We start from the raw sequence: 19,070 nt of genomic DNA, 5'->3' as shown, positions 1-19,070 counted from the left end.
CATGCTCGAAACGATTGCCTACAGCCACGCCGGTCAGGATCTGACCGGCCACCTGGCGCGTCCCGAACAAGACGCGCGCGCTGCCGTGGTCCTGTTTCCGACGATAGCGAACGTCAACGCGGCCATGGAACGGCGAGCGGCGATGCTGGCCGATCTCGGCTACCTCGTCCTGATCGCGGACTTCTATGGCGAGCATGTCGCCAGCTTCGAGGCATCGTTCCCGATGGCCGAGAAGCTGCGCGCCGACAACGGGCATTACCGCGCCCGGATCGCGGCGGCCATCGCTGCGCTGCGGGCCGTTCCCGAGGCCGCCGGGCTGCCGCTGATCGGCATCGGTTACTGCATGGGCGGTCAGGCCGTGCTCGAAGCTGCGCGGGATGGGCAGGACCTGCTCGGTGCCGTGAGCTTCCACGGAACGCTCTCCACGATCAACCCAGCCGAACCGGGTGCGATCAAGCCCCGTATCCTCGTCTGTCACGGCGATGCCGACCCCCTTGTCCCGCGCGAGCAGGTGATCGGCTTCTGGGAAGAAATGGATCGCGCCGGCGCCAATTGGCATTTCCATGCCTATTCCGGTGTCCGTCACGGCTTCACCGATCCCGGCAGCGACGAACGCGGCATGGCCGCGATCGGCTACGATGCCAGTGCCGACCGGCAGAGCTGGGCAGCAATGCTCGCGTTCTTCGCCGAGATCCTGGGCTTCGACGAAGCGCGGGGATGATCCTCGATGCCGTGGCCGCCCCTCGGGACGGCCACGGCATCGGTTTCAGCGCGTCATCAGCCGCGTGACTTGCCGTCCTCCGGGTGATGGCCACCCCAGTCTCCGTGGCCCTTTCCGGGCCTGCCGCCGCCCCACTTGTCGCCATGCGGGTTACCGCGCCCGAAGAGCCGCGCGAAATGGTCCCGGAACGCGTGGTTTCCACCGAAGCGGTAGGATTTCGCCGAGGCGCGCGGGTTGACGATGGATGCGGATGACTTGGTATCCGCCATTGCAGCGGTCGGCACGGCCATAAGGCCGGCCGTCACGGCAGCTGTCAAAGCTCTGTGCTTCATTTGCTTCCCTTCCATTTCCATACGCCCCGAACGCCTCGCAGGCGCCCTGCTCCCTTTGCACACCCCTTCAGGTCCGGCATTCATCGCGAATGACGGAAGTAGGGGCGAGGCCAGGCGACAGCCATCGGCCGGGGCACGAAACGCCGGCTGAAGCCTATAACAATGTTCGTTTTTTATGGGACGGGTGCGGCCGGAAACGGCCCTTGCACCCTGTCACCCTGGATAGTCGCTTGGCCGTTCGCGTGTTGCGAGCCGATTGCGACGACTTGTCCGTTCCATCCGCTCAGCCGAAGATGCTGAAAACTCGGCTTAATACGGTTAATCCTGGACGAATGGCCAGCAAGTGCATGTTCTTACGGAAAAACACGCGTCCCTGCATTTAAAGGATTTTCCGGGTTAATCCTGAAACAGTTAACCATCCACGGGCGAAAGCGAATCGCCTTCCAATGCACGGTAAAAGCAACTGCGGGCGCCGGTGTGGCAGGCCGGGCCCTGCGGAGTGACCCTCAGCTCGATCGCATCCTGATCGCAATCCACCCGAATCTCGTCGATCCGAAGGAAATGGCCCGATGTTTCACCCTTGAGCCAGAGCTTCCCGCGCGAACGCGAATGGAAATGGGCAAGGCCGGTTTCGCGGGTCTTCCGAAGCGCTTCCTCGTTCATGTACGCTACCATCAATATCTCGCGAGTCTGCGAGTCGACGGCGATGGCGATCAGCAAACCTTGCGCGTCGAATCGCGGAAGAAACGCTTTTCCGTGTTCCCGTTCAGCCTTGGTTACTTCGGACATGCCGGAAATTTCCCTGAATTGAATACATTGAACGTGGTTGTTGCACGATAACCACAGCCGTTGACCAAAATCCTCGTAGCCCCGCGACGCCTCTTTTCAACCCCCGGGTTTCGTAGGATTGTCGGCCTGCAGCTGGGGGGCTGCTTCTGACCCACAGGTCGCTGAGATACAAGCGCCACGGTTCAGGGAAAGACTGGAATACACTACGGGTGGTCTGGTTCAGTTGAATGAGGGATCGGGCCAGGCGGCCGACAGGGGGACCGCCGAACTGCGAAAGCAGGGTCCAACAGTTTCGTCACGAGGACGCCCGGAGCCACCAGCTCCGGGCGTTTTCGTTAGAGCCCTTCCTCAAATGGTACTTCGCGATCTCCTCCGCGCGTATGCTCCAGTGCTTCGTCCAGAACGCGTGCGAAACAAGCGATCACAACTTTGGCGGCACCGCCCCGCTTGAGCGCGGAAACGCAGGCATCGCTCGTCGCGCCACTGGTGAGCACATCATCCACAAGCAAGACCTTCGCGCCCTTCAGCCGATCCTTCCTCTTGCGGTGAACCCCGATCGCCCCCGAAAGCGCTCTCCGCCGAGCCTTCTTTCCCAGTCCACCAAGCGATGGAGTCGCCTTGCGGCGCTCAAGCAGATCGATGACAAGCACGCCGCCGGCCACTGCCGATATTTCCCGCGCCAGTTCGGCCGCCTGATTGTAACCTCGCCTCCAAATCCGCCAGCGATGCAGGGGAACCGGGACGACCAGCCAATCCTCTTCGACGAAGGGCAACTTGGCGCTCATCAACCTGCTCATCAGTTTCGCATGCGAGAGGCGATTGCCATGCTTCAAGGCCAGTACCAACTTGCGCGATGCCTCATTGTACAATGTCGCCGCGGCGATCCCGTCATGTCGGGGCGGATCGCCAAGACACGGCGCGCAGGTTGCCCCCTGTGGCACCCCGCCGCCAAACGGGCGTGAACACGCAGCACAGCTCGGCTCTCCGGGAATCGCCAGCTCCATCCAGCACGGCGGGCACAGGCCGCCATGCGCGATCAGTCCGTCGCCGCACAAAGGACAGCGCGGCGGAAATACAAGGTCGACGACCGGCATCACGGCCTGAGCGAAGGACATGCGCCGATGCTTACCCGCCGGAACCAGGGCGGCAAGCTACAAGGTGTTAACCCACTTGCACGAAGCGCAGTTGCGCCGAAGCGCGAGACGCGGCAGTTGGGCGGCCATGGCCAGCAAAGCTCCCCCCCGCATCTTCTCGCCCGACCGCCGCCTCGCCGCCCGCCGTCGCGCCCTCGTCCTCCAGCGGTCGCCAGACGCCCCCCGCTACCTGCTTGAGGACATGGTAGAGGATGTTCCCGAACGCCTTTCGTTCCTCCGCTTCGAACCCCGGCGCGCCCTCGTCGTGGGGGACTGGACGGGCAACCTTGCGCGCAACCTTCGCGCCAGCGGCGCGGAAGTCACGGAAGTGGATCCGGTCCACGGCTTCGACGAGGAAGCGCCCTACCCCTTCGACGGTTTCGATCTGATCGTCAGCCTTGGCACGCTCGATACCGTGAACGACCTTCCCGGCGCGCTTATCCATATCCGCAAGGCCCTGGCGCCGGGTGGACTGATGATCGCGAGCTTCCTGTCGCTGGGAAGCCTGCCGGTCCTGCGCGAAATCATGCTCGCAGCCGATGGGGATCGCCCCGCCGGACGCGTTCACCCGATGGTCGACGTGCGGGCGGGCGGGCAATTGCTCCAGCGCACCCTGTTCGCCGATCCGGTGATAGACCACCGCCCGCTCCAGGTTGGCTTCCGCAGCTTCGACCGGCTGATCGCCGATATCCGGGCCCAGGCCGCGGGCAGCGTGCTGGCCGACCCGGGGCCGGCTCTGGGCAAGGCGGCGCGGGCGCGGGCGCTGGAGGCGTTCGAAGCAGCCGGCAAAGATGGCCGGACTGTCGAACGCTTCGAGATATTGACCCTATCGGGCTGGAAAAAATAAGAAAAAGGCCGGGGCTTCCACCCCGGCCTTTTCTCTTTCGCGCGAGCCGCTTCAGGCCAGAGCGGCCTGGGCCGCTGCGAGACGTGCAATCGGCACGCGGTACGGCGAGGCACTGACGTAGTCGAGCCCGACCTTCTCGCAGAACGCGATCGAAGCGGGATCGCCGCCATGCTCGCCGCAGATGCCGAGCTTGAGATCAGCATAAGTCGCACGGCCACGCTCGGCACCGAGCTGCACCAGCTGGCCGACACCCTCGATATCGAGGCTGACGAACGGATCGCGCGGGTAGATACCCTTTTCGACATAGGGGCTGAGGAAGCGCGCGGCATCGTCGCGCGATACGCCCAGCGTGGTCTGCGTCAGGTCATTGGTGCCGAACGAGAAGAACTTGGCCTCCTCGGCGATCTCACCGGCCATGAGCGCTGCGCGCGGCAGTTCGATCATGGTGCCCACGAGATAGTCGAGCGTGCGGCCCTTCTCGGCGAAGACCTTCGCCGCAGCCTCGTCTACCACCTTCTTGAGGATCTGCAGCTCACGCTTGGTCGCGACGAGCGGGATCATCACTTCCGGCACGATCGCCTCACCCGAAGCCGCTGCGACTTCGCAGGCGGCCTCGAAAATGGCGCGCGCCTGCATCTCGTAGATTTCGGGGAAAGTGATGCCAAGGCGGCAACCGCGATGGCCGAGCATCGGGTTGAACTCGTGCAGTTCGTCCGCACGGCGCTTCAGCGTGTCCACACCGATGCCGATCGTTTCCGAAAGCTCCGCGAACTCGGCATCGCCGTGGGGCAGGAACTCGTGAAGCGGCGGATCGAGCAGGCGGATGGTGACCGGCAGGCCGGCCATCACCTCGAAAATCGCGATGAAGTCCGCGCGCTGTTCGGGCAGCAGTTTCTCCAGCGCCGCGCGGCGACCGGCCTCGTCCTCGGCCAGGATCATCTGGCGCACGGCCGAAATCCGGCCCGCGTCGAAGAACATGTGCTCGGTACGGCAAAGACCGATGCCTTCGGCGCCGAACTGACGGGCCATCCTGCAGTCGGCCGGCGTCTCGGCGTTGGTGCGCACCTTCATGCGGCGGTGCTTGTCGGCCCAGACCATCAGCGTGGCGAAATCGCCCGCCAGTTCCGGCTCGATGGTCGGTACTTCGCCGGCCATGATGTCGCCGGTGGCGCCGTCGAGCGTGATCACGTCGCCTTCCTTGAACTCGCGCGAGCCCATGCGCAGGGTGCGGGTCTTCATGTCGATCGAAAGGCCCGAAGCGCCGGAAACGCAGGGACGGCCCATGCCGCGCGCCACCACAGCCGCGTGGCTGGTCATGCCGCCGCGCGCGGTGAGGATGCCCTTCGCGGCATGCATGCCGTGAATGTCTTCAGGCGAAGTCTCGACACGGACGAGGATCACCGCATCGCCGCGCTCGGCGCGTTTTTCAGCGGTATCGGCATCGAGCACAATCGCACCCGAAGCCGCGCCCGGCGAGGCCGGAAGGCCCTTGCCGAGGATGTCGCGCGGCGCCTTGGGGTCGAGCGTGGGGTGCAGGAGCTGATCGAGCGCCATGGGATCGACCCGCAGGATCGCGGTGGATTCGTCGATCAGGCCTTCTTCCACCATGTCCACCGCCATCTTCAGCGCGGCCTTGGCGGTGCGCTTGCCCGAGCGGGTCTGGAGCATCCAAAGCTTCGTGCGTTCGACGGTGAACTCGATGTCCTGCATGTCGCGGTAGTGCTTTTCGAGCAGCTCGAACACCGCGGCCAGTTCGCCATAGGCGTCCGGCATCGCTTCTTCCATCGACAGCGGCTTTGCCCCTGCCCGCTCGCGCGCAGCCTTGGTCAGGTACTGCGGGGTGCGGATGCCGGCGACGACGTCCTCGCCCTGCGCATTGACCAGCCATTCGCCATAATAGGCCTTTTCGCCGGTAGCCGGATCACGCGTGAAGGCAACGCCCGTGGCCGATGTATCACCCATATTGCCGAAGACCATGGCCTGCACGTTTACCGCAGTTCCCCAGTCGCCGGGAATGTCGTTCAGGCGGCGATAGACCTTCGCGCGGTCCGAATCCCAGGAATCGAACACGGCCTGGATCGCGCCCCAGAGCTGCTCATGGACGTCCTGCGGGAACGGGCGGCCGAGTTCTTCCTCGACGATGCCCTTGTATTCCTTGACGATGGCGCGCCAGTTGTCGGCGGTCATCTCGACATCGTTCATGTAGCCGTTGTCTTCCTTGGCGATCTCGAGCGCTTCCTCGAAGCGATCGTGATCGAGGCCGAGAACGACGTCGGAGTACATCTGAACGAAACGGCGATAGCTGTCCCAGGCGAAACGATCGTCGCCCGAGGTCTTGCACAGGCCTTCGACGGTATCGTCATTGAGGCCGAGGTTGAGGACGGTATCCATCATGCCCGGCATCGAAACGCGCGCGCCCGAGCGGACCGAGACCAGCAGGGGATCTGCGGCATCGCCGAAGTTCTTGCCCACGGTCTTTTCGATGTGGGTGAGCGCTTCGGCTACATCGGCGCGCAGCAGGTCCGAGAAGTCACCGCCCTCGGCGAGATACTTCACGCACTCTTCAGTGGTGATGGTAAAGCCGGGGGGCACCGGAAGGCCGATACCCGCCATTTCAGCGAGGTTCGCACCTTTGCCGCCGACGACGACCTTGTCACGGGCGCGGGCATCTTCATGCTTAACACCGCCGCCGAACGTGTAGACCTGTCTGCTCATCTATCCCCTGACTTTCCTGTCCTGGTTGATAAAAGTTTCACGAGTTTCAGGGAAAGCTCCCTAGCCCTCGATCCTCGAAAAATCCGCAACATTGTGCACTGCAGCACGGAACCGATCAAGCAAGGCCAGCCTTGCATGGCGCTTTACCGGGTCGCTGTCGTTGACGATGACCTGATCGAAGAAAGCATCGATCGGCGCGCGGAGCGTGGCCAGCGCGGACATGGCCGAAGCGAAGTCCTCTGCCTCCACCGCCCGTGCGGCCTGAGGTTCAGCCGCCGCCACCGCGCCGAGAAGCGCCTGTTCGGCAGCCTCGGGCGCGTAGGTCACGTCCTGCTGCGCGGCGTAGACGCCCTTCATGTCGGGATGGTCGACGTTTTCCATGGGATCTTCGTCACCCGAGGGATCGACCTTATCCTTCCAATCTTCCTTGCGCAGGATATTGGCCGCGCGCTTGTAGCCGGCAAGCAGGTTCACGCCGTCGTCCGTGGCGACGAAAGCCTGAAGCGCATGAACGCGGGCCAGCAGGCGGACGAGATCATCCTCGCCGCCCAGCGCGATCACCGCGTCGATAAGGTCGTGCCGAACGCCCGCTTCCTTCTGCTGCACCTTGAGGCGGTCCACGAAGAAATCGAGCAGATCGCTCTCGGCAACGCCGAAGCGCAAGCGGTTGTCCGTGATGAGCCGTATGATGCCCAGCGCCGCCCGGCGGAGCGCGAACGGGTCTTTCGAGCCGGTCGGCTTCTCGTCGATCGCAAAGAAGCTGCGGAGCGTATCCAGCTTGTCCGCCAATGCCACAGCTACCGTTACCGGCGCGCTGGGAACTTCGTCGCCCTGCCCGACCGGCTTGTAGTGATCGCGGATAGCATCGGCCACGGCGTTGGGAAGACCTTCAGCACGGGCATAATAACCACCCATAAGCCCTTGAAGTTCAGGAAATTCCCCCACCATTTCGGTGACCAGATCGGCCTTGCAAAGTTCCGCCGCCTGGCGCGCGAGCGCCGGATCGCAGTTCGGGACGATGCCTTCGGCTGCCAGCCATTCCGCCAGCTTGGCCACCCGCTCGACCTTGTCGGCGACAGTGCCCAGCTTCTCGTGGAAGGTGATCCGCTCGAGCTTCTTCGCCTGCTCCGACAGCAGCGTCTTGCGGTCCTGCTGCCAGAAGAAACGAGCATCCGACAGACGCGCGGCCAGCACCTTGCGGTTACCGTCGACGATGGCTGCACCGCCATCGGTGGCGACGATATTTGCCGTACAAATGAAGGCGTTGGCCAGAGAACCTGCAGCATCTTCGCAAACGAAATACTTCTGGTTCACGCGCGCGGTCAGCTGGATAGTCTCGGGGGGAACCTCGAGAAAATCTTCCTCGAACCGGCCGAGCAGCGGCACCGGCCATTCGGTCAGGCCCGCGTTCTCGATCACCAGTCCTTCATCCTCGACCAGCACGAGCCCCGCAGCCTCGGCCGCCTCACGCGCCTTGGTGCGGACGATGTCCTGCCGTTCCTCTTGGTTCACAAGGACATGGGCGAGGTGCAGCTTGTCGGCATAGTCATGCGCGCCGCCGATGGTGATCTCGCCGGGGGCGTGGAAACGGTGTCCAAGCGTTACGTAGCCGGACGCGATGCCGCCCACTTCGCACGCCACGAGCTGTTCACCGAAGATCGCGACGATGCCGGAAAGCGGACGCACCCAGCGCAGCGATTCGGTGGAGATCGAGGCGGCGCCCCAGCGCTGCGACTTGGGCCACGGGAAGTTGCGAATGATCGCGGGGATCACTTCGGCAAGCACCTCGGCCACGGCGCGGCCGGGCTTCTCGACGACGGCAAAGTAGGTATCCTTGCCTTTGAGATCGCGAACTTCGAGCTGGTCCTTGCTCAGCCCGGTCTTGCGCAGGAAGCCTTCCAGAGCCTGTTCGGGCGCACTGGTGGCCGGCCCCTTGGTCTCTTCGCGGACCGCTTCGGTGGCAAGCGGCAACCCGTGCGCGATCAGCGCCAGGCGGCGCGGGGTGGACCAGACGGTCACTTCACCCACGGTGACGCCGGCCGCCGCCATGTCCTTGCGGAACAGCTTTTCGAGATCGGCGCGGGCGCCAGCCTGCATGCGGGCCGGGATTTCCTGCGAGCGGAGTTCGAGAAGGAAGTCGGTCATGTCAGTACGCCGTTTGACGGGTTGATGGGGCAGCTGCGGCGTCGTTCGACGAGCTCAGGACGAGCGGGGCCGGAAATGCGGCATTTGCCTCATTCCGCTCAGTGCGGGGCTGCCGAGGCCTCATACCGTCCACCCCGGGAACCTGGCTTCCCATTCGGCCTTGTTCTTCTCGATCCACGCCTCGCACGAACCTTTCGCCAGATCACGCACGCGGCCGATATAGCTGGCCCGTTCCTGCACGGAGATCACGCCGCGTGCCTGAAGCAGGTTGAAGAGATGGCTGGCCTCGATCGCCTGATCGTAGGCGGCGAGCGGGATTTCCGCCTCGATGCAGCGCATGCATTCAGCCTCGGCGGCCTTGAAGCCGGCGAAGAGTGCTTCGGTGTCGGCGATCTCGAAGTTGTACTTCGACATCTGCTGTTCGTTGGCAAGGAAGACGTCGCCGTAGCTCACGCCCTCGTTGTTGAAGCGCAGGTCGTAAACGCGGTCCACGCCCTGGATGTACATGGCGAGGCGTTCGAGCCCGTAGGTCAGTTCCCCGGCTACCGGCTTGCAGTCAAACCCGCCGACCTGCTGGAAATACGTGAACTGCGTCACTTCCATGCCGTCGCACCAGACTTCCCAGCCAAGGCCCCAGGCGCCCAGGGTCGGGCTTTCCCAATCGTCCTCGACGAAGCGGATGTCATGCGCCAGCGGATCAACGCCGATCTCGGCGAGGCTGGCGAGGTAGAGTTCCTGGAGATTCTCCGGGTTCGGCTTCAGGATCACCTGATACTGGTAATAGTGCTGAAGCCTGTTCGGATTCTCGCCGTAGCGGCCGTCGGTCGGACGGCGCGAAGGCTGGACATAGGCAGCTTTCCAAGGCTCAGGCCCAAGCGCGCGAAGCGTCGTGGCCGGATGGAAAGTACCTGCTCCCATGCGCATGTCATAGGGCTGAAGAATAAGGCAGCCTTGCGCGCTCCAGAAATTGTGGAGCGTCAGGATCATGTCCTGGAAGCTGAGCGGCTGTTTGGCGGCGGTCGACATCGAAATCCCGTCAAATCTCTTGGCTGCGCGGCCTTTGGCGGATCGAACCGGGCAAATCAACCGCGCAAGCCGCACTAAAATGACAGTTACCGCTACCTCAAACGACGACCTGCCGTTATCTCCCGGCCAGTCGAAGTCCGTTAAGGCCCTGTTTGCCCCTCTCCTTCCATGGAAACGCGATGATCTTTTCCAGCAAGACCCGGCCCGGCATGGGTGCAAAAACATCATGGGGCATCGCCGCCACCGCGTCGTTTTTCCTGTTCGCCGCGCCTCCCGCGCTGGCGCAGACCGCCACTCCGGCAGTCTCCGCTCCCGTGTCGGAAACCGCAGTTCCCGTTCCGGCACGGCCGGCGATGTGGAAGATCGCCGACAAGGACACCACGATCTACCTTTTCGGCACGATCCACATCCTCCCGCAGAACGCCGCATGGTTTCAGGGCCCCGTGCAGCAGGCATTCGAGTCGGCAGACCTGCTGGTGACGGAGACCATGCTCGATTCGCCCGCAACGCTTGAGAAGGTCTTCGTGGACCGGGGAATGCGGCATGACGGCAAGACCCTGCGTGAGAGCCTGGCACCTTTGGAGCGCACCAATTTGGAAAAAGGGCTTTCCAATCTTGGACTTCCGGCAGAAACCTTCGATGCATTCCAGCCTTGGTATGCGGGTCTTCTCCTGTCCCTGCTGCCGCTGAAGGCAGCGGGATACGATCAGGCGAACGGCGTGGAAACGCAGATCGAAGCCAAAGCCGCGTCCAGCGGGATCGCCCGGCACCCGCTCGAAACGGCGGACTACCAGATCGGTCTTTTCGCCGACCTGCCCGAAAAGAGCCAGCAACGCTATCTGGCCGAAGTGCTCGAGCAGCTTCCCACCCTGCGCGAGGATATCGCCAAGGTTGTGGAGGCATGGAAACTGGGCCGGGCGGACGAACTGGCCAAGCTGCTCAATGAAGACGAATCGGACGAACTGATGCGCAAGGCGCTCATCACCAACCGTAACAGGAGCTGGGCCAAGTGGCTGAAGACCCGGCTCTCGCAGCCTGGGGTGGTCTTCGTGGCGGTGGGTGCGGGACATCTTGCAGGCAAGGGCAGCGTGCAGGACCAGCTTGCCAAAGCCGGCATCCGTTCGGTGCGGGTACAATAACCGATGAGGCGCGCCGCCCTCCCCGCGCTTGCGGCTCTGGCGCTGTTCGCATGCAGTCCGGCGCCCGAGGCCGCCAATCCGGCGCTCTGGCGCGTGGAAGGGCCGCACGGCGAGGTAGCCTGGCTCTTCGGCACGATCCACAGCGCCGAGCGCCCATTGCAATGGCAGACCCCGAAAGTACGCGAAGCAATGGACGCAGCCGACACCGTCATGGTGGAAGTTGCCAATCTCGCGAATGAGGCTGAAGTGGCGGCCACATTCGCGCGGCTTGCCCGGAGCGAGGGAGAGCCGCCCTTGTCCAGCCGGGTCGCGCCGGACAAGCGCCCTGCGCTTGCCGCACTGCTCAAGCGAGGCGGCTATTCCGATGGCGATTTCGCCGCGATCGATACCTGGGCCGCGGCCCTCACCATCGCTCAGGCGGGGGCCGACAAGGATCAGGCCCGCAACGGCGTGGACCGCGCCGTCATGGTGGCCGCAGGCAACCGGCCCGTGATCGAACTCGAAGGTGCCGCCCGGCAACTGGGCCTGTTCGACGCATTGCCCGAACGGGAACAACGCGAACTGCTCGCCGCCGTCGTCACCGAAGCGCAGAGTTCGGACAGCGACATCGCTGCAAGCTGGCGCGAAGGCGACATGGCGCGGATCGAGGCGGAAACCCGCAAGGGCCTGCTTGCCGACCCGGAACTGCGTACGGTTCTTTTCGTCGGCCGGAACCGGGACTGGACAGGCAAGGTCTCCGCCGCCATGCGGCAGGGCAAGCGCCCGTTCGTGGCGGTCGGCGCCGCGCACATGGCAGGCCCGGAAGGACTGCCGGCGATGCTGGCCGGGCAAGGGTACAAGGTGACCCGGATCGAGTGATGCCCATGCGCCGGGCGCTTGCATTTCCGCCCATTTCACATTAAGGGCGCGCGCTTCCCGTCATGGTCATCCCTGGAGGCGTGGCGGGACGGTATGGATCGGCAAGCGGTCCCTATCCGATTTTTATCCAGTTTTCGAAAGGCAAGTCCACATGAGCGATACGCTTAACCTGCCGGCCGAGACGCGTGATCGGGCTGGCAAGGGAGCCTCCCGTGCTCTGCGTCGCGATGGCCGCGTCCCCGCCGTTGTCTATGGTGGCAACGAAGAACCCCTCGCGATCCACGTCGAGGAAAAGGAGCTGACCCGTCAGCTCATGACCGGTCACTTCTTCAACTCGATCATCGAAGTCGAAGTGGGCGGCAAGACCTACCGGACGCAGCCCAAGGACGTTGCCTTCCACCCCGTTTCGGATCGTCCGCTCCACGCTGACTTCCTGCGCGTCGTCAAGGGCGCGACTGTGCACGTCAACGTGCCGGTCGTCTTCGCCAACGAAGACGCCTCGCCGGGCCTGAAGCGCGGCGGCGTGCTCAACATCGTTCGCCACGACCTCGAACTGGTCTGCGACGCCGAGAAGATCCCGCACGAGATCGTTATCGACGTGACCGGCTTCGAAGTGGGTGAATCGATCCACATCAGCCACGTCAAGCTTCCGGCCGGTGCCGAGAGCGCGATCACCGACCGCGATTTCACCATCGCGACGATCGCTGCTCCCTCGGCTCTGAAGAGCTCGGAAGGCGACACGGCCACGACCGAAGCCGAGTAATCGGACGGTCAATCAATCGGCCCCTCCCGCCCCGGCCAGCCCGGCGCGCGGGAGGGGCCTTTTGTCATTCTGGGGACCAGGAAAATCATGCAGCTTTGGGTCGGCCTCGGTAATCCCGGACCGCAATACGTCTTCAATCGCCATAACGTCGGCTTCATGGCCGTCGATGCGATCGCCGAAATCCATGGCTTTGGTGCTGTCCAGAAGAAGTTCCTGGGCTGGTCGCAGGAAGGCCGCATCGGCACACAGAAGATCCTCCTGCTCAAGCCCGCCACTTTCATGAACGAGAGCGGCCGCGCCGTTGGCGAAGCCATGCGCTTCTACAAGCTGGCTCTTTCCGACCTGACCGTATTCCACGACGAACTCGATCTGCCGCCGTTCAAGGTGAAAGTGAAGCACGGCGGAGGCCATGCGGGACACAACGGCCTGCGCTCGATCGACCAACATCTCGGCGCCGATTTCCGCCGTGTTCGGCTCGGGATCGGGCACCCCGGACACAAGGACCGCGTAAGCGGCTACGTCCTCGGCAACTATGCCAAGGCCGAGATGGACCCGCTCGCAGACATGCTGGGCGCCATTGCCGGCGAAGCGGACCGGCTTTCGGCGGGCGACGATACCCGCTTCATGAACGACGTGGCACTGCGCCAGCAGGATTGAAACTGGTGAGTCTGATTAACTGATTTTCATGCGGGATGCGCGTCGGGTTAGTTTACACAATCGTTATCAGCTCTGACGCGTTAACCAACGAACTCCGTATAAAAACGTATCTGGCACGTGCCTTGCGTATTCCTTGGCAACCCAATCGGGGGCAACCCATTCGGGCAACAAGGGGAATACGAATGCTCCGCAAGACCATGCTCGTCCTGGCGCTTACCGCCGGCAGCACCCTCGCCTTCAGCACGCCGGCACTGGCCACCTGGGGCAAGGACAAGAACCATACGCACTACTGCAACTGCGGTCACTCTGCCGGAAACAAGCAGTGCGGCTCCAGCAGCACTTCTGGCGGCACCACCTCCACTTCGGGTGGCACGACCACGACTTCCGGCGGCACGACCAGCGGCGGAACCACGACGTCAGGCGGTACGACGACGACGTCGGGCGGCAGTTCGGGCGGCTCAACTTCGGGCGGCAGCACCGATGTTCCCGAGCCCGGCATGCTTGGCATGATGGGCATGGGCCTCCTCGGCCTCGCCTACGCGCGCCGTCGCAAGGCTCGCGCCTGATCACGCGGGCCGGCCCCGCTCATCCGCGCATGACATAGCCGCTGCCGGCGCTCAGCCGGCGGCGGCTTTCGCCTTTGCAAGGTCGCGCGCTATGTCCTGGTTGCGCGGATCGGCTGCGGCCGCAGCCTCAAGAAGCCTTCGCGCAGCTGGAATGTCGCGGCCTGCTTCCAGACGAACGACCCCCGCCGTACGCAGGCAGTCCGGATTGTCGGGATCGGCGGCCAGCGCCCGGTCGGCATAGGCGAGCGCCTCCTTCGCCCGGCCCAGTCGCAACGAGGCAAATGCCAGTCGCTTGAGCACTTCGGGGTCTTCGCCCTGCCCGAGCAACGGAAGATATATAGCCACGGCACCGGACCAGTCCTGCGCAGCCAGCGCCGCCTGCCCTTTGTCGGCCTGCGCCATCGCAGCCTTGAGCCTCACCGGATCGAGCCGCGCCTTCAATACCTCCGCCTGGGGATCGCCCACCGATCTGGCAGCCTCCTGCGCCGCATCGAGGATTTCCGGCCGCGCCAGCGCGCTCGCCGCAAGGGGGCGCAGCGTCTCCCACGCCCCACCCGCATCGCCCGTCGCCAGTTGCGCCTCGCCCAGTCGCAGCCGCGAATAGGGGTTTCCGGGCTGGAGCAGCAGGGCGCGGCTGAACATGACGCGCGCCTGTTCGGCCTGGCCAAGATGAAGCAAGGCCTCCGCGTAAGTCATGCCGAGCCCGGAGGACGGATCGAGCTGCGTATCGCGCCCTTGCAGCGCGAGGCGTATTTCCTCCCACTTCCCCTTCTCGGAAAGCAGCTGGATGTAAAGATCATCGACAGCGGGATCGCCTGCCGCGATCTTCTGCGCCTTCAGGACAACGGCCATGGCCTCATCGACCCTGCCTTGCGCGTCGTAGGCATTGGCGAGCGCCAGCATCGGCACGACACGGGCGGGAAAGGCGGAGACCGCCTTTTCATAAGCCGCAATCGCAGCGTCGGTCCGGCCGCGCTCATTCGCAAGATCACCGGCCAGAACCAGCGTGTTGTACGCGCCGGGAGCGAACGATTGCATACGGGCAAGAATGCGCTCCACACCGCCAAGATCGCCGGTTTCCAGCCGATAGCGGGCATAGGCCACGGCCAGGGCAATATCCTTTCCCGCCGCCATGCCCTTGTCGAAGGAAGAAACTGCGCCGCGCTCATCACCCAGCGCAAGGCATGCCTGAGCGCGCATGTTCCACGCCTCCGTGCTGCCGTCGCCCGCAAGCAGGCGCGTGGCTTCGCCCGGGCGACCTTGCAACAGGGCGATCCCCGCCTTGAGCCGAAGCACGGAAGCGCCCCCGCCACCACCACCGGCCCGCAAGAGACGTCCGAGCGCGCGCTCGGCGGACGCGGGATCTCCAAGCGCAATCTGCGTGCGCACCAACAACGCCAGAGCCGCGCGATTTCCCGGCTCATCCTCCAGCGCGGAAATCAGCGCGGCACGGGCGCCCTGATAGTCCTGCTCCGCATAGCGCACCTGCGCCGTGTCGAGCTGGCCAGCGGCATCGTCACCACATGCGGTCAGCGAGACCGCGACCAGAACGGCAAGCGACAGGCGAACGAGCGGCTTCATACCCTGCCCCTTAAAGCCAAGCCCTGAAGTTTCCGTGAAGCCTCTCGTGCAAACACTCTTGCAAACAGGCGTCACGGTAACTGGTAAAGCGGGCAGACAGGCGCTAAGGCGCGGCCCATACATTTATTCCGGAGTAAAAGATGGGTTTCCGTTGCGGAATCGTGGGTCTGCCCAATGTCGGCAAGTCGACCTTGTTCAATGCGCTGACCGAGACGCAGGCGGCGCAGGCGGCCAACTATCCGTTCTGCACCATCGAGCCGAACGTCGGCCAGGTCGGCGTACCCGACCCGCGCCTCGATCAGCTCGCCTCGATCGCGGGATCGGCGAAGATCATCCCGACGCAGCTTTCCTTCGTCGACATCGCCGGCCTTGTGCGCGGCGCGTCGAAGGGGGAAGGCCTCGGCAACCAGTTCCTCGGCAACATTCGCGAAGTGGATGCCGTCATCCACGTCCTGCGCTGCTTCGAAAACGACGACATCCAGCACGTCGACAACAAGGTCGATCCCATCGCGGATGCCGAAACGGTCGAGACCGAGCTGCTGCTTTCCGATCTCGAAAGCCTCGAAAAGCGCGTCCCCGCCGCCCAGAAGAAGGCGACGCAGGGCGACAAGGAATCGAAGATCATCGCCTCCGTCCTCGGGCAGGCGCTGGAACTGCTTCGCGAAGGCAAGCCCGCGCGCCTGACCCAGCCCAAGGACGAGGACGAGGAACGCGTGTTCCGCCAGGCCCAGCTCCTCACCGCGAAGCCGGTGCTCTACGTCTGCAACGTGGAAGAAGAAGCCGCTGCCGAAGGCAACGAATTCTCCGCCCGCGTCTTCGAGAAGGCCAAGGCGGACGGCGCCACCGCCGTGATCGTCTCGGCTGCGATCGAATCGGAACTCGTCGGCATGGAAGCAGAGGAGCGCATGGTCTTCCTCGAAGAGATGGGCCTGCACGAAACCGGGCTCGCACGGATCATCCGCGCCGGCTACGAACTGCTCAACCTGCTGACCTTCTTCACCGTCGGCCCGAAGGAAGCGCGTGCATGGACCGTGCACAAGGGCGCGAAAGCTCCCGAAGCCGCAGGCGAAATCCACTCCGACATGCAGCGCGGTTTCATCCGCGCCGAAACCATCGCCTATGACGACTACGTTGCGCTGAACGGCGAAGCGGGCGCCAAGGAAGGCGGCAAGCTGCGCCAGGAAGGCAAGGAATACGTCGTCCACGACGGCGACGTGATGCACTTCCGGTTCAACGTCTGATCGATACCATCGTCGTCCCGGATCAGGTCCGGGACGACGAATTGTCCTCGAACGCCTCGAGGATCGGGCAAGGTCCGATGTCCGACCCCGCACATTCCCGCGCCAGCTTTCGCAGCGACTGGCGGGCCCCCTCCAGTTGAGCGATCTCCTGATCCAGGTGAACCAGCCGCGCCTGCGCCATCTCCCGCGCTCTTGGCCGGTCGCCGGTGTGATCGAGACTGATGAGCTCGGCGATCTCGTCGAGGATAAACCCCGCCGCCTTGGCTGAACGGATGAAGCGCAGACGCTTCACGTCCTCCTCGCCGTAGTGCCTCTGCCCACTGACACCTCCCGTTGCAGCCGGACGAGGGTCGAACAGCAGCCCCTTGCGCTGGTAGAAGCGCACGGTTTCAACGCCGACGCCGCTAGACCGGGCAAGTTCAGAAATCGTCAAAGCCATGCTTGACTCCGTACCATGGTACGGGAGCTATAAGCCGTCCCATGATACATGACCAGACGCTCGACCAGGCCACCGAAAGTTCAAAAGCCAAGAAGGCCGTGCTCTACCGCATGGTCATGGACAAGCACACCTGCCCCTGGGGCCTCAAGTCGAAGTACCTGCTCGAAAGGCTCGGCTACGAGGTCGAGGACCACTGGTTGACGACCCGCGAGCAAGTGGACGCCTTCAAGGCCCGGCATGGGGTGACCACTACACCCCAGACCTTCATCGGCGGTAAGCGGATCGGCGGCCATTCCGACCTTCGCGCCCATTTCGGCCTGAGGCTCCAGGACCCGAAAGCGACGAGCTATCGCCCCGTGCTTGCGGTATTTGCCACCGGGGCCGGACTTGCGCTTGCAGCAAGCTGGGCGGCATTCGGCACGCCGTTCACGCTGCGGGCGGCGGAATGGTTCGTTTCCATGACGATGATGCTGCTCGCCATGCTGAAGCTGCAGGACGTCGAACAATTCTCGACCATGTTCCTGGGCTATGACCTGCTGGCCAAACGCTTCGTGCCCTATGCCTATGCCTATCCGGTGCTGGAATGGACGGCGGGCGCGCTCATGACCGCCCATGCCCTGCCCTGGCTCTCGATCCCGATCGGCCTCGCGATCGGCGGTATCGGCGGCATTTCGGTTTTCTACGCTGTCTATATCCAGAAGCGGGAACTCAAGTGCGCCTGCGTCGGCGGTTCCGGCGCGGTTCCACTCGGCTTCGTCTCGCTTACCGAGAACCTGTTCATGGTGGCCATGGGGCTGTGGATGCTGGCGCGGATGATATAACACGACATCGACCTGTCACGGAACGCGGGTTAGAGGGCAGGCATGAAAAGACTCGTCGCACTGCTGCTGGGCACTTTTGCCGTACTTGCCTCACCCGCGTCCGCCAGACCGGCGAAAGACCGCCGCGATCCGGTCGTCATTCTCGTCTCGATCGATGGATTCCGTGCAGACTATCTCGACCGCGGCATAACCCCGAGCCTCTCGAAGCTTGCGGCCAGCGGCATCAGTGCCGCCATGCGCCCCTCGTTTCCTAGCAAGACCTTCCCCAATCACTGGGCCCTGGTGACAGGCAAGGTGCCGGACCACAACGGCATCATCGCCAACAGCTTCGAAGATCCGGCACATCCCGGCCAGAAGTTCACGATGTCGAGCGACGAGCCTTATTGGTGGGATGAGGCCGAGCCGATCTGGGTCACTGCCGAAAAGGCCGGAATCCGCACCGCAACGATGTTCTGGCCCGGCTCGAACGTAGCCTGGGGCGGAACCCTTGTTACGGAACCCTGGAAACAGATCACCGGCGGCACCCGGCCAAGCGACTGGCAGCAGTTCAACCAGGCGGCGAGCCCGGTCCAGCGGGTTAACGCGGTGCTGGACTGGTTGCGGCGTCCCGCCGCCATCCGGCCCCGACTGGTGACGCTCTATTTCGACGATGTAGACACGGCCGGGCATCGCTTCGGCCCCGACGATCCCCGCACGAATGCCGCGATAGCGGAAATCGACCGCGATATCGGCGCGCTCGTCGCTGGCCTGCGCGAACTCGGGCAGCGGGCGAACCTCATCGTTGTGGCCGATCACGGCATGGCCTCGGTTTCCAGCGAACGTACCATCCCGCTGGACGCCGTTGCCGATCCCGCGCTTTACAAGCTGGGAGAAACCGGGCCGTTCGCCGCGCTTGCGCCAACGCCGGGCAACGAAGCCGCGCTTGCCGCAGCGCTGCTGAAAGCACATGACCACATGCAGTGCTGGCGCAAGCAGGACATTCCGGCTCGGCTGCGATATGGCACAAATCCTCGGATCGCGCCGTTCTTCTGCCTAGCCGAAACCGGCTGGCAGATCAGCGCGAAGCTGCCTGCGAAAGCCTCCACCGGCGGCACTCACGGTTATGACAATGCCGCACCGGAAATGGCCGCGCTGTTCATTGCCAGCGGGCCGGACTTCGCGAAGCGCGGCAAATTGGCGCCGTTCGACAATGTCGACGTTGCCCCGCTGCTGCGTGACCTCCTCAAATTGCCGCAGGCGAGCGACGGCGACGGCAACGATGCACCGTTCCGCAATATCGTGAAGCAGCGTTAGGTAC

At 63.9% G+C, this 19,070-nt stretch carries 18 protein-coding genes; 10 read left to right on the top strand and 8 right to left on the bottom strand.

The genetic code is table 11. From position 1 onward, the window contains the following. The first annotated feature begins 1 nt into the window (after position 1). Positions 2 to 721 (top strand): dienelactone hydrolase family protein, encoded by a 720-nt coding sequence (locus tag U9J33_RS10390; protein WP_324695016.1) that lies wholly within the window; start codon positions 2 to 4, stop codon positions 719 to 721. Positions 722 to 777: 56 nt separating this feature from the next. Here U9J33_RS10390 and U9J33_RS10385 read toward each other — a convergent pair whose 3' ends face one another. From U9J33_RS10385 to U9J33_RS10375, 3 genes are all read right to left on the bottom strand, one after another. Continuing rightward, positions 778 to 1,053, bottom strand: coding sequence for a hypothetical protein (locus tag U9J33_RS10385; RefSeq protein ID WP_324695014.1), 276 nt, complete (start codon positions 1,051 to 1,053; stop codon positions 778 to 780). Between the two features lie 411 nt (positions 1,054 to 1,464). Then, positions 1,465 to 1,842, bottom strand: a complete 378-nt coding sequence (hisI, locus tag U9J33_RS10380; RefSeq protein ID WP_054438839.1) for a phosphoribosyl-AMP cyclohydrolase — start codon at positions 1,840 to 1,842, stop codon at positions 1,465 to 1,467. 335 nt (positions 1,843 to 2,177) lie between these two features. After that, positions 2,178 to 2,957 (bottom strand): ComF family protein, encoded by a 780-nt coding sequence (locus tag U9J33_RS10375; RefSeq protein WP_324695010.1) that lies wholly within the window; start codon positions 2,955 to 2,957, stop codon positions 2,178 to 2,180. A 106-nt stretch (positions 2,958 to 3,063) separates the two neighbouring features. Between U9J33_RS10375 and U9J33_RS10370 the strand changes: the two genes are divergently transcribed. Further along, positions 3,064 to 3,822 carry a class I SAM-dependent methyltransferase gene (locus U9J33_RS10370; protein WP_185997456.1) on the top strand — a complete coding sequence of 253 codons (759 nt, stop codon included), beginning with the start codon at positions 3,064 to 3,066 and terminating at the stop codon, positions 3,820 to 3,822. A gap of 51 nt (positions 3,823 to 3,873) precedes the next feature. Here U9J33_RS10370 and ppdK read toward each other — a convergent pair whose 3' ends face one another. The 3 genes from ppdK to U9J33_RS10355 form a co-directional block, all read right to left on the bottom strand. Next, entirely contained in the window at positions 3,874 to 6,537 is a 2,664-nt protein-coding gene (gene ppdK, locus U9J33_RS10365; RefSeq protein WP_132468784.1) for a pyruvate, phosphate dikinase, read from the bottom strand. A gap of 60 nt (positions 6,538 to 6,597) precedes the next feature. Next, positions 6,598 to 8,682, bottom strand: a complete 2,085-nt coding sequence (glyS, locus tag U9J33_RS10360; RefSeq protein WP_324695006.1) for a glycine--tRNA ligase subunit beta — start codon at positions 8,680 to 8,682, stop codon at positions 6,598 to 6,600. Positions 8,683 to 8,802: 120 nt separating this feature from the next. Next, positions 8,803 to 9,708 (bottom strand): glycine--tRNA ligase subunit alpha, encoded by a 906-nt coding sequence (locus U9J33_RS10355; RefSeq protein WP_132468782.1) that lies wholly within the window; start codon positions 9,706 to 9,708, stop codon positions 8,803 to 8,805. 179 nt (positions 9,709 to 9,887) lie between these two features. On the opposite strand from U9J33_RS10355, the gene U9J33_RS10350 reads away from it, so the two are divergent. The 5 genes from U9J33_RS10350 to U9J33_RS10330 all read left to right on the top strand — a co-directional run bounded on the left by U9J33_RS10350 (position 9,888) and on the right by U9J33_RS10330 (position 13,691). Then, positions 9,888 to 10,847, top strand: coding sequence for a TraB/GumN family protein (locus U9J33_RS10350; RefSeq protein WP_324695003.1), 960 nt, complete (start codon positions 9,888 to 9,890; stop codon positions 10,845 to 10,847). A gap of 3 nt (positions 10,848 to 10,850) precedes the next feature. Then, positions 10,851 to 11,705, top strand: a complete 855-nt coding sequence (locus tag U9J33_RS10345) for a TraB/GumN family protein (protein ID WP_324695002.1) — start codon at positions 10,851 to 10,853, stop codon at positions 11,703 to 11,705. A 151-nt stretch (positions 11,706 to 11,856) separates the two neighbouring features. Continuing rightward, entirely contained in the window at positions 11,857 to 12,468 is a 612-nt protein-coding gene (locus U9J33_RS10340) for a 50S ribosomal protein L25/general stress protein Ctc (RefSeq protein ID WP_054438835.1), read from the top strand. Between the two features lie 87 nt (positions 12,469 to 12,555). Beyond that, positions 12,556 to 13,125: an aminoacyl-tRNA hydrolase gene (pth, locus tag U9J33_RS10335; protein WP_324694998.1), complete on the top strand. Its 570-nt coding sequence runs from the start codon at positions 12,556 to 12,558 to the stop codon at positions 13,123 to 13,125. Between the two features lie 182 nt (positions 13,126 to 13,307). Further along, the gene (locus U9J33_RS10330; protein WP_324694995.1) at positions 13,308 to 13,691 is read left to right on the top strand and encodes a PEP-CTERM sorting domain-containing protein; all 384 of its coding nucleotides are present in this window, start codon (positions 13,308 to 13,310) and stop codon (positions 13,689 to 13,691) included. 51 nt (positions 13,692 to 13,742) lie between these two features. On the opposite strand, the gene U9J33_RS10325 is transcribed toward U9J33_RS10330, so the two are convergent. Further along, entirely contained in the window at positions 13,743 to 15,272 is a 1,530-nt protein-coding gene (locus U9J33_RS10325) for a tetratricopeptide repeat protein (protein ID WP_324694993.1), read from the bottom strand. A gap of 140 nt (positions 15,273 to 15,412) precedes the next feature. Between U9J33_RS10325 and ychF the strand changes: the two genes are divergently transcribed. Beyond that, complete coding sequence (gene ychF, locus U9J33_RS10320) at positions 15,413 to 16,513, top strand: redox-regulated ATPase YchF (protein ID WP_132468778.1); 1,101 nt, start codon at positions 15,413 to 15,415, stop codon at positions 16,511 to 16,513. 22 nt (positions 16,514 to 16,535) lie between these two features. Here ychF and U9J33_RS10315 read toward each other — a convergent pair whose 3' ends face one another. After that, on the bottom strand, positions 16,536 to 16,952 hold the full coding sequence (locus U9J33_RS10315; RefSeq protein WP_132468777.1) for a MerR family transcriptional regulator: 417 nt from the start codon (positions 16,950 to 16,952) through the stop codon (positions 16,536 to 16,538). A gap of 41 nt (positions 16,953 to 16,993) precedes the next feature. Here U9J33_RS10315 and U9J33_RS10310 point away from each other — a divergent pair, with 41 nt between their 5' ends. Then, a complete protein-coding gene (locus U9J33_RS10310) occupies positions 16,994 to 17,773 on the top strand; it encodes a MauE/DoxX family redox-associated membrane protein (RefSeq protein ID WP_054435669.1) in 780 nt (259 codons plus the stop codon). A 42-nt stretch (positions 17,774 to 17,815) separates the two neighbouring features. Then, entirely contained in the window at positions 17,816 to 19,066 is a 1,251-nt protein-coding gene (locus U9J33_RS10305) for an ectonucleotide pyrophosphatase/phosphodiesterase (RefSeq protein ID WP_324694988.1), read from the top strand. The last annotated feature ends 4 nt before the right edge of the window (positions 19,067 to 19,070 follow it).

This window comes from Novosphingobium sp. RL4 (assembly GCF_035658495.1).
Lineage (GTDB): Bacteria > Pseudomonadota > Alphaproteobacteria > Sphingomonadales > Sphingomonadaceae > Novosphingobium.
Note: the sequence above shows the minus strand (reverse complement) of the source record. Positions and strands in the feature narration are given on the sequence as shown.

Bases quoted from the DNA above. Each gene is read 5' to 3' on its own strand.
- U9J33_RS10390 (WP_324695016.1), top strand. From the start codon at position 2: ATGCTCGAAACGATTGCCTACAGCCACGCCGGTCAGGATCTGACCGGC.
- U9J33_RS10385 (WP_324695014.1), bottom strand. From the start codon at position 1,053: ATGAAGCACAGAGCTTTGACAGCTGCCGTGACGGCCGGCCTTATGGCC.
- hisI (WP_054438839.1), bottom strand. From the start codon at position 1,842: ATGTCCGAAGTAACCAAGGCTGAACGGGAACACGGAAAAGCGTTTCTT.
- U9J33_RS10375 (WP_324695010.1), bottom strand. From the start codon at position 2,957: ATGTCCTTCGCTCAGGCCGTGATGCCGGTCGTCGACCTTGTATTTCCG.
- U9J33_RS10370 (WP_185997456.1), top strand. From the start codon at position 3,064: ATGGCCAGCAAAGCTCCCCCCCGCATCTTCTCGCCCGACCGCCGCCTC.
- ppdK (WP_132468784.1), bottom strand. From the start codon at position 6,537: ATGAGCAGACAGGTCTACACGTTCGGCGGCGGTGTTAAGCATGAAGAT.
- glyS (WP_324695006.1), bottom strand. From the start codon at position 8,682: ATGACCGACTTCCTTCTCGAACTCCGCTCGCAGGAAATCCCGGCCCGC.
- U9J33_RS10355 (WP_132468782.1), bottom strand. From the start codon at position 9,708: ATGTCGACCGCCGCCAAACAGCCGCTCAGCTTCCAGGACATGATCCTG.
- U9J33_RS10350 (WP_324695003.1), top strand. From the start codon at position 9,888: ATGATCTTTTCCAGCAAGACCCGGCCCGGCATGGGTGCAAAAACATCA.
- U9J33_RS10345 (WP_324695002.1), top strand. From the start codon at position 10,851: ATGAGGCGCGCCGCCCTCCCCGCGCTTGCGGCTCTGGCGCTGTTCGCA.
- U9J33_RS10340 (WP_054438835.1), top strand. From the start codon at position 11,857: ATGAGCGATACGCTTAACCTGCCGGCCGAGACGCGTGATCGGGCTGGC.
- pth (WP_324694998.1), top strand. From the start codon at position 12,556: ATGCAGCTTTGGGTCGGCCTCGGTAATCCCGGACCGCAATACGTCTTC.
- U9J33_RS10330 (WP_324694995.1), top strand. From the start codon at position 13,308: ATGCTCCGCAAGACCATGCTCGTCCTGGCGCTTACCGCCGGCAGCACC.
- U9J33_RS10325 (WP_324694993.1), bottom strand. From the start codon at position 15,272: ATGAAGCCGCTCGTTCGCCTGTCGCTTGCCGTTCTGGTCGCGGTCTCG.
- ychF (WP_132468778.1), top strand. From the start codon at position 15,413: ATGGGTTTCCGTTGCGGAATCGTGGGTCTGCCCAATGTCGGCAAGTCG.
- U9J33_RS10315 (WP_132468777.1), bottom strand. From the start codon at position 16,952: ATGGCTTTGACGATTTCTGAACTTGCCCGGTCTAGCGGCGTCGGCGTT.
- U9J33_RS10310 (WP_054435669.1), top strand. From the start codon at position 16,994: ATGATACATGACCAGACGCTCGACCAGGCCACCGAAAGTTCAAAAGCC.
- U9J33_RS10305 (WP_324694988.1), top strand. From the start codon at position 17,816: ATGAAAAGACTCGTCGCACTGCTGCTGGGCACTTTTGCCGTACTTGCC.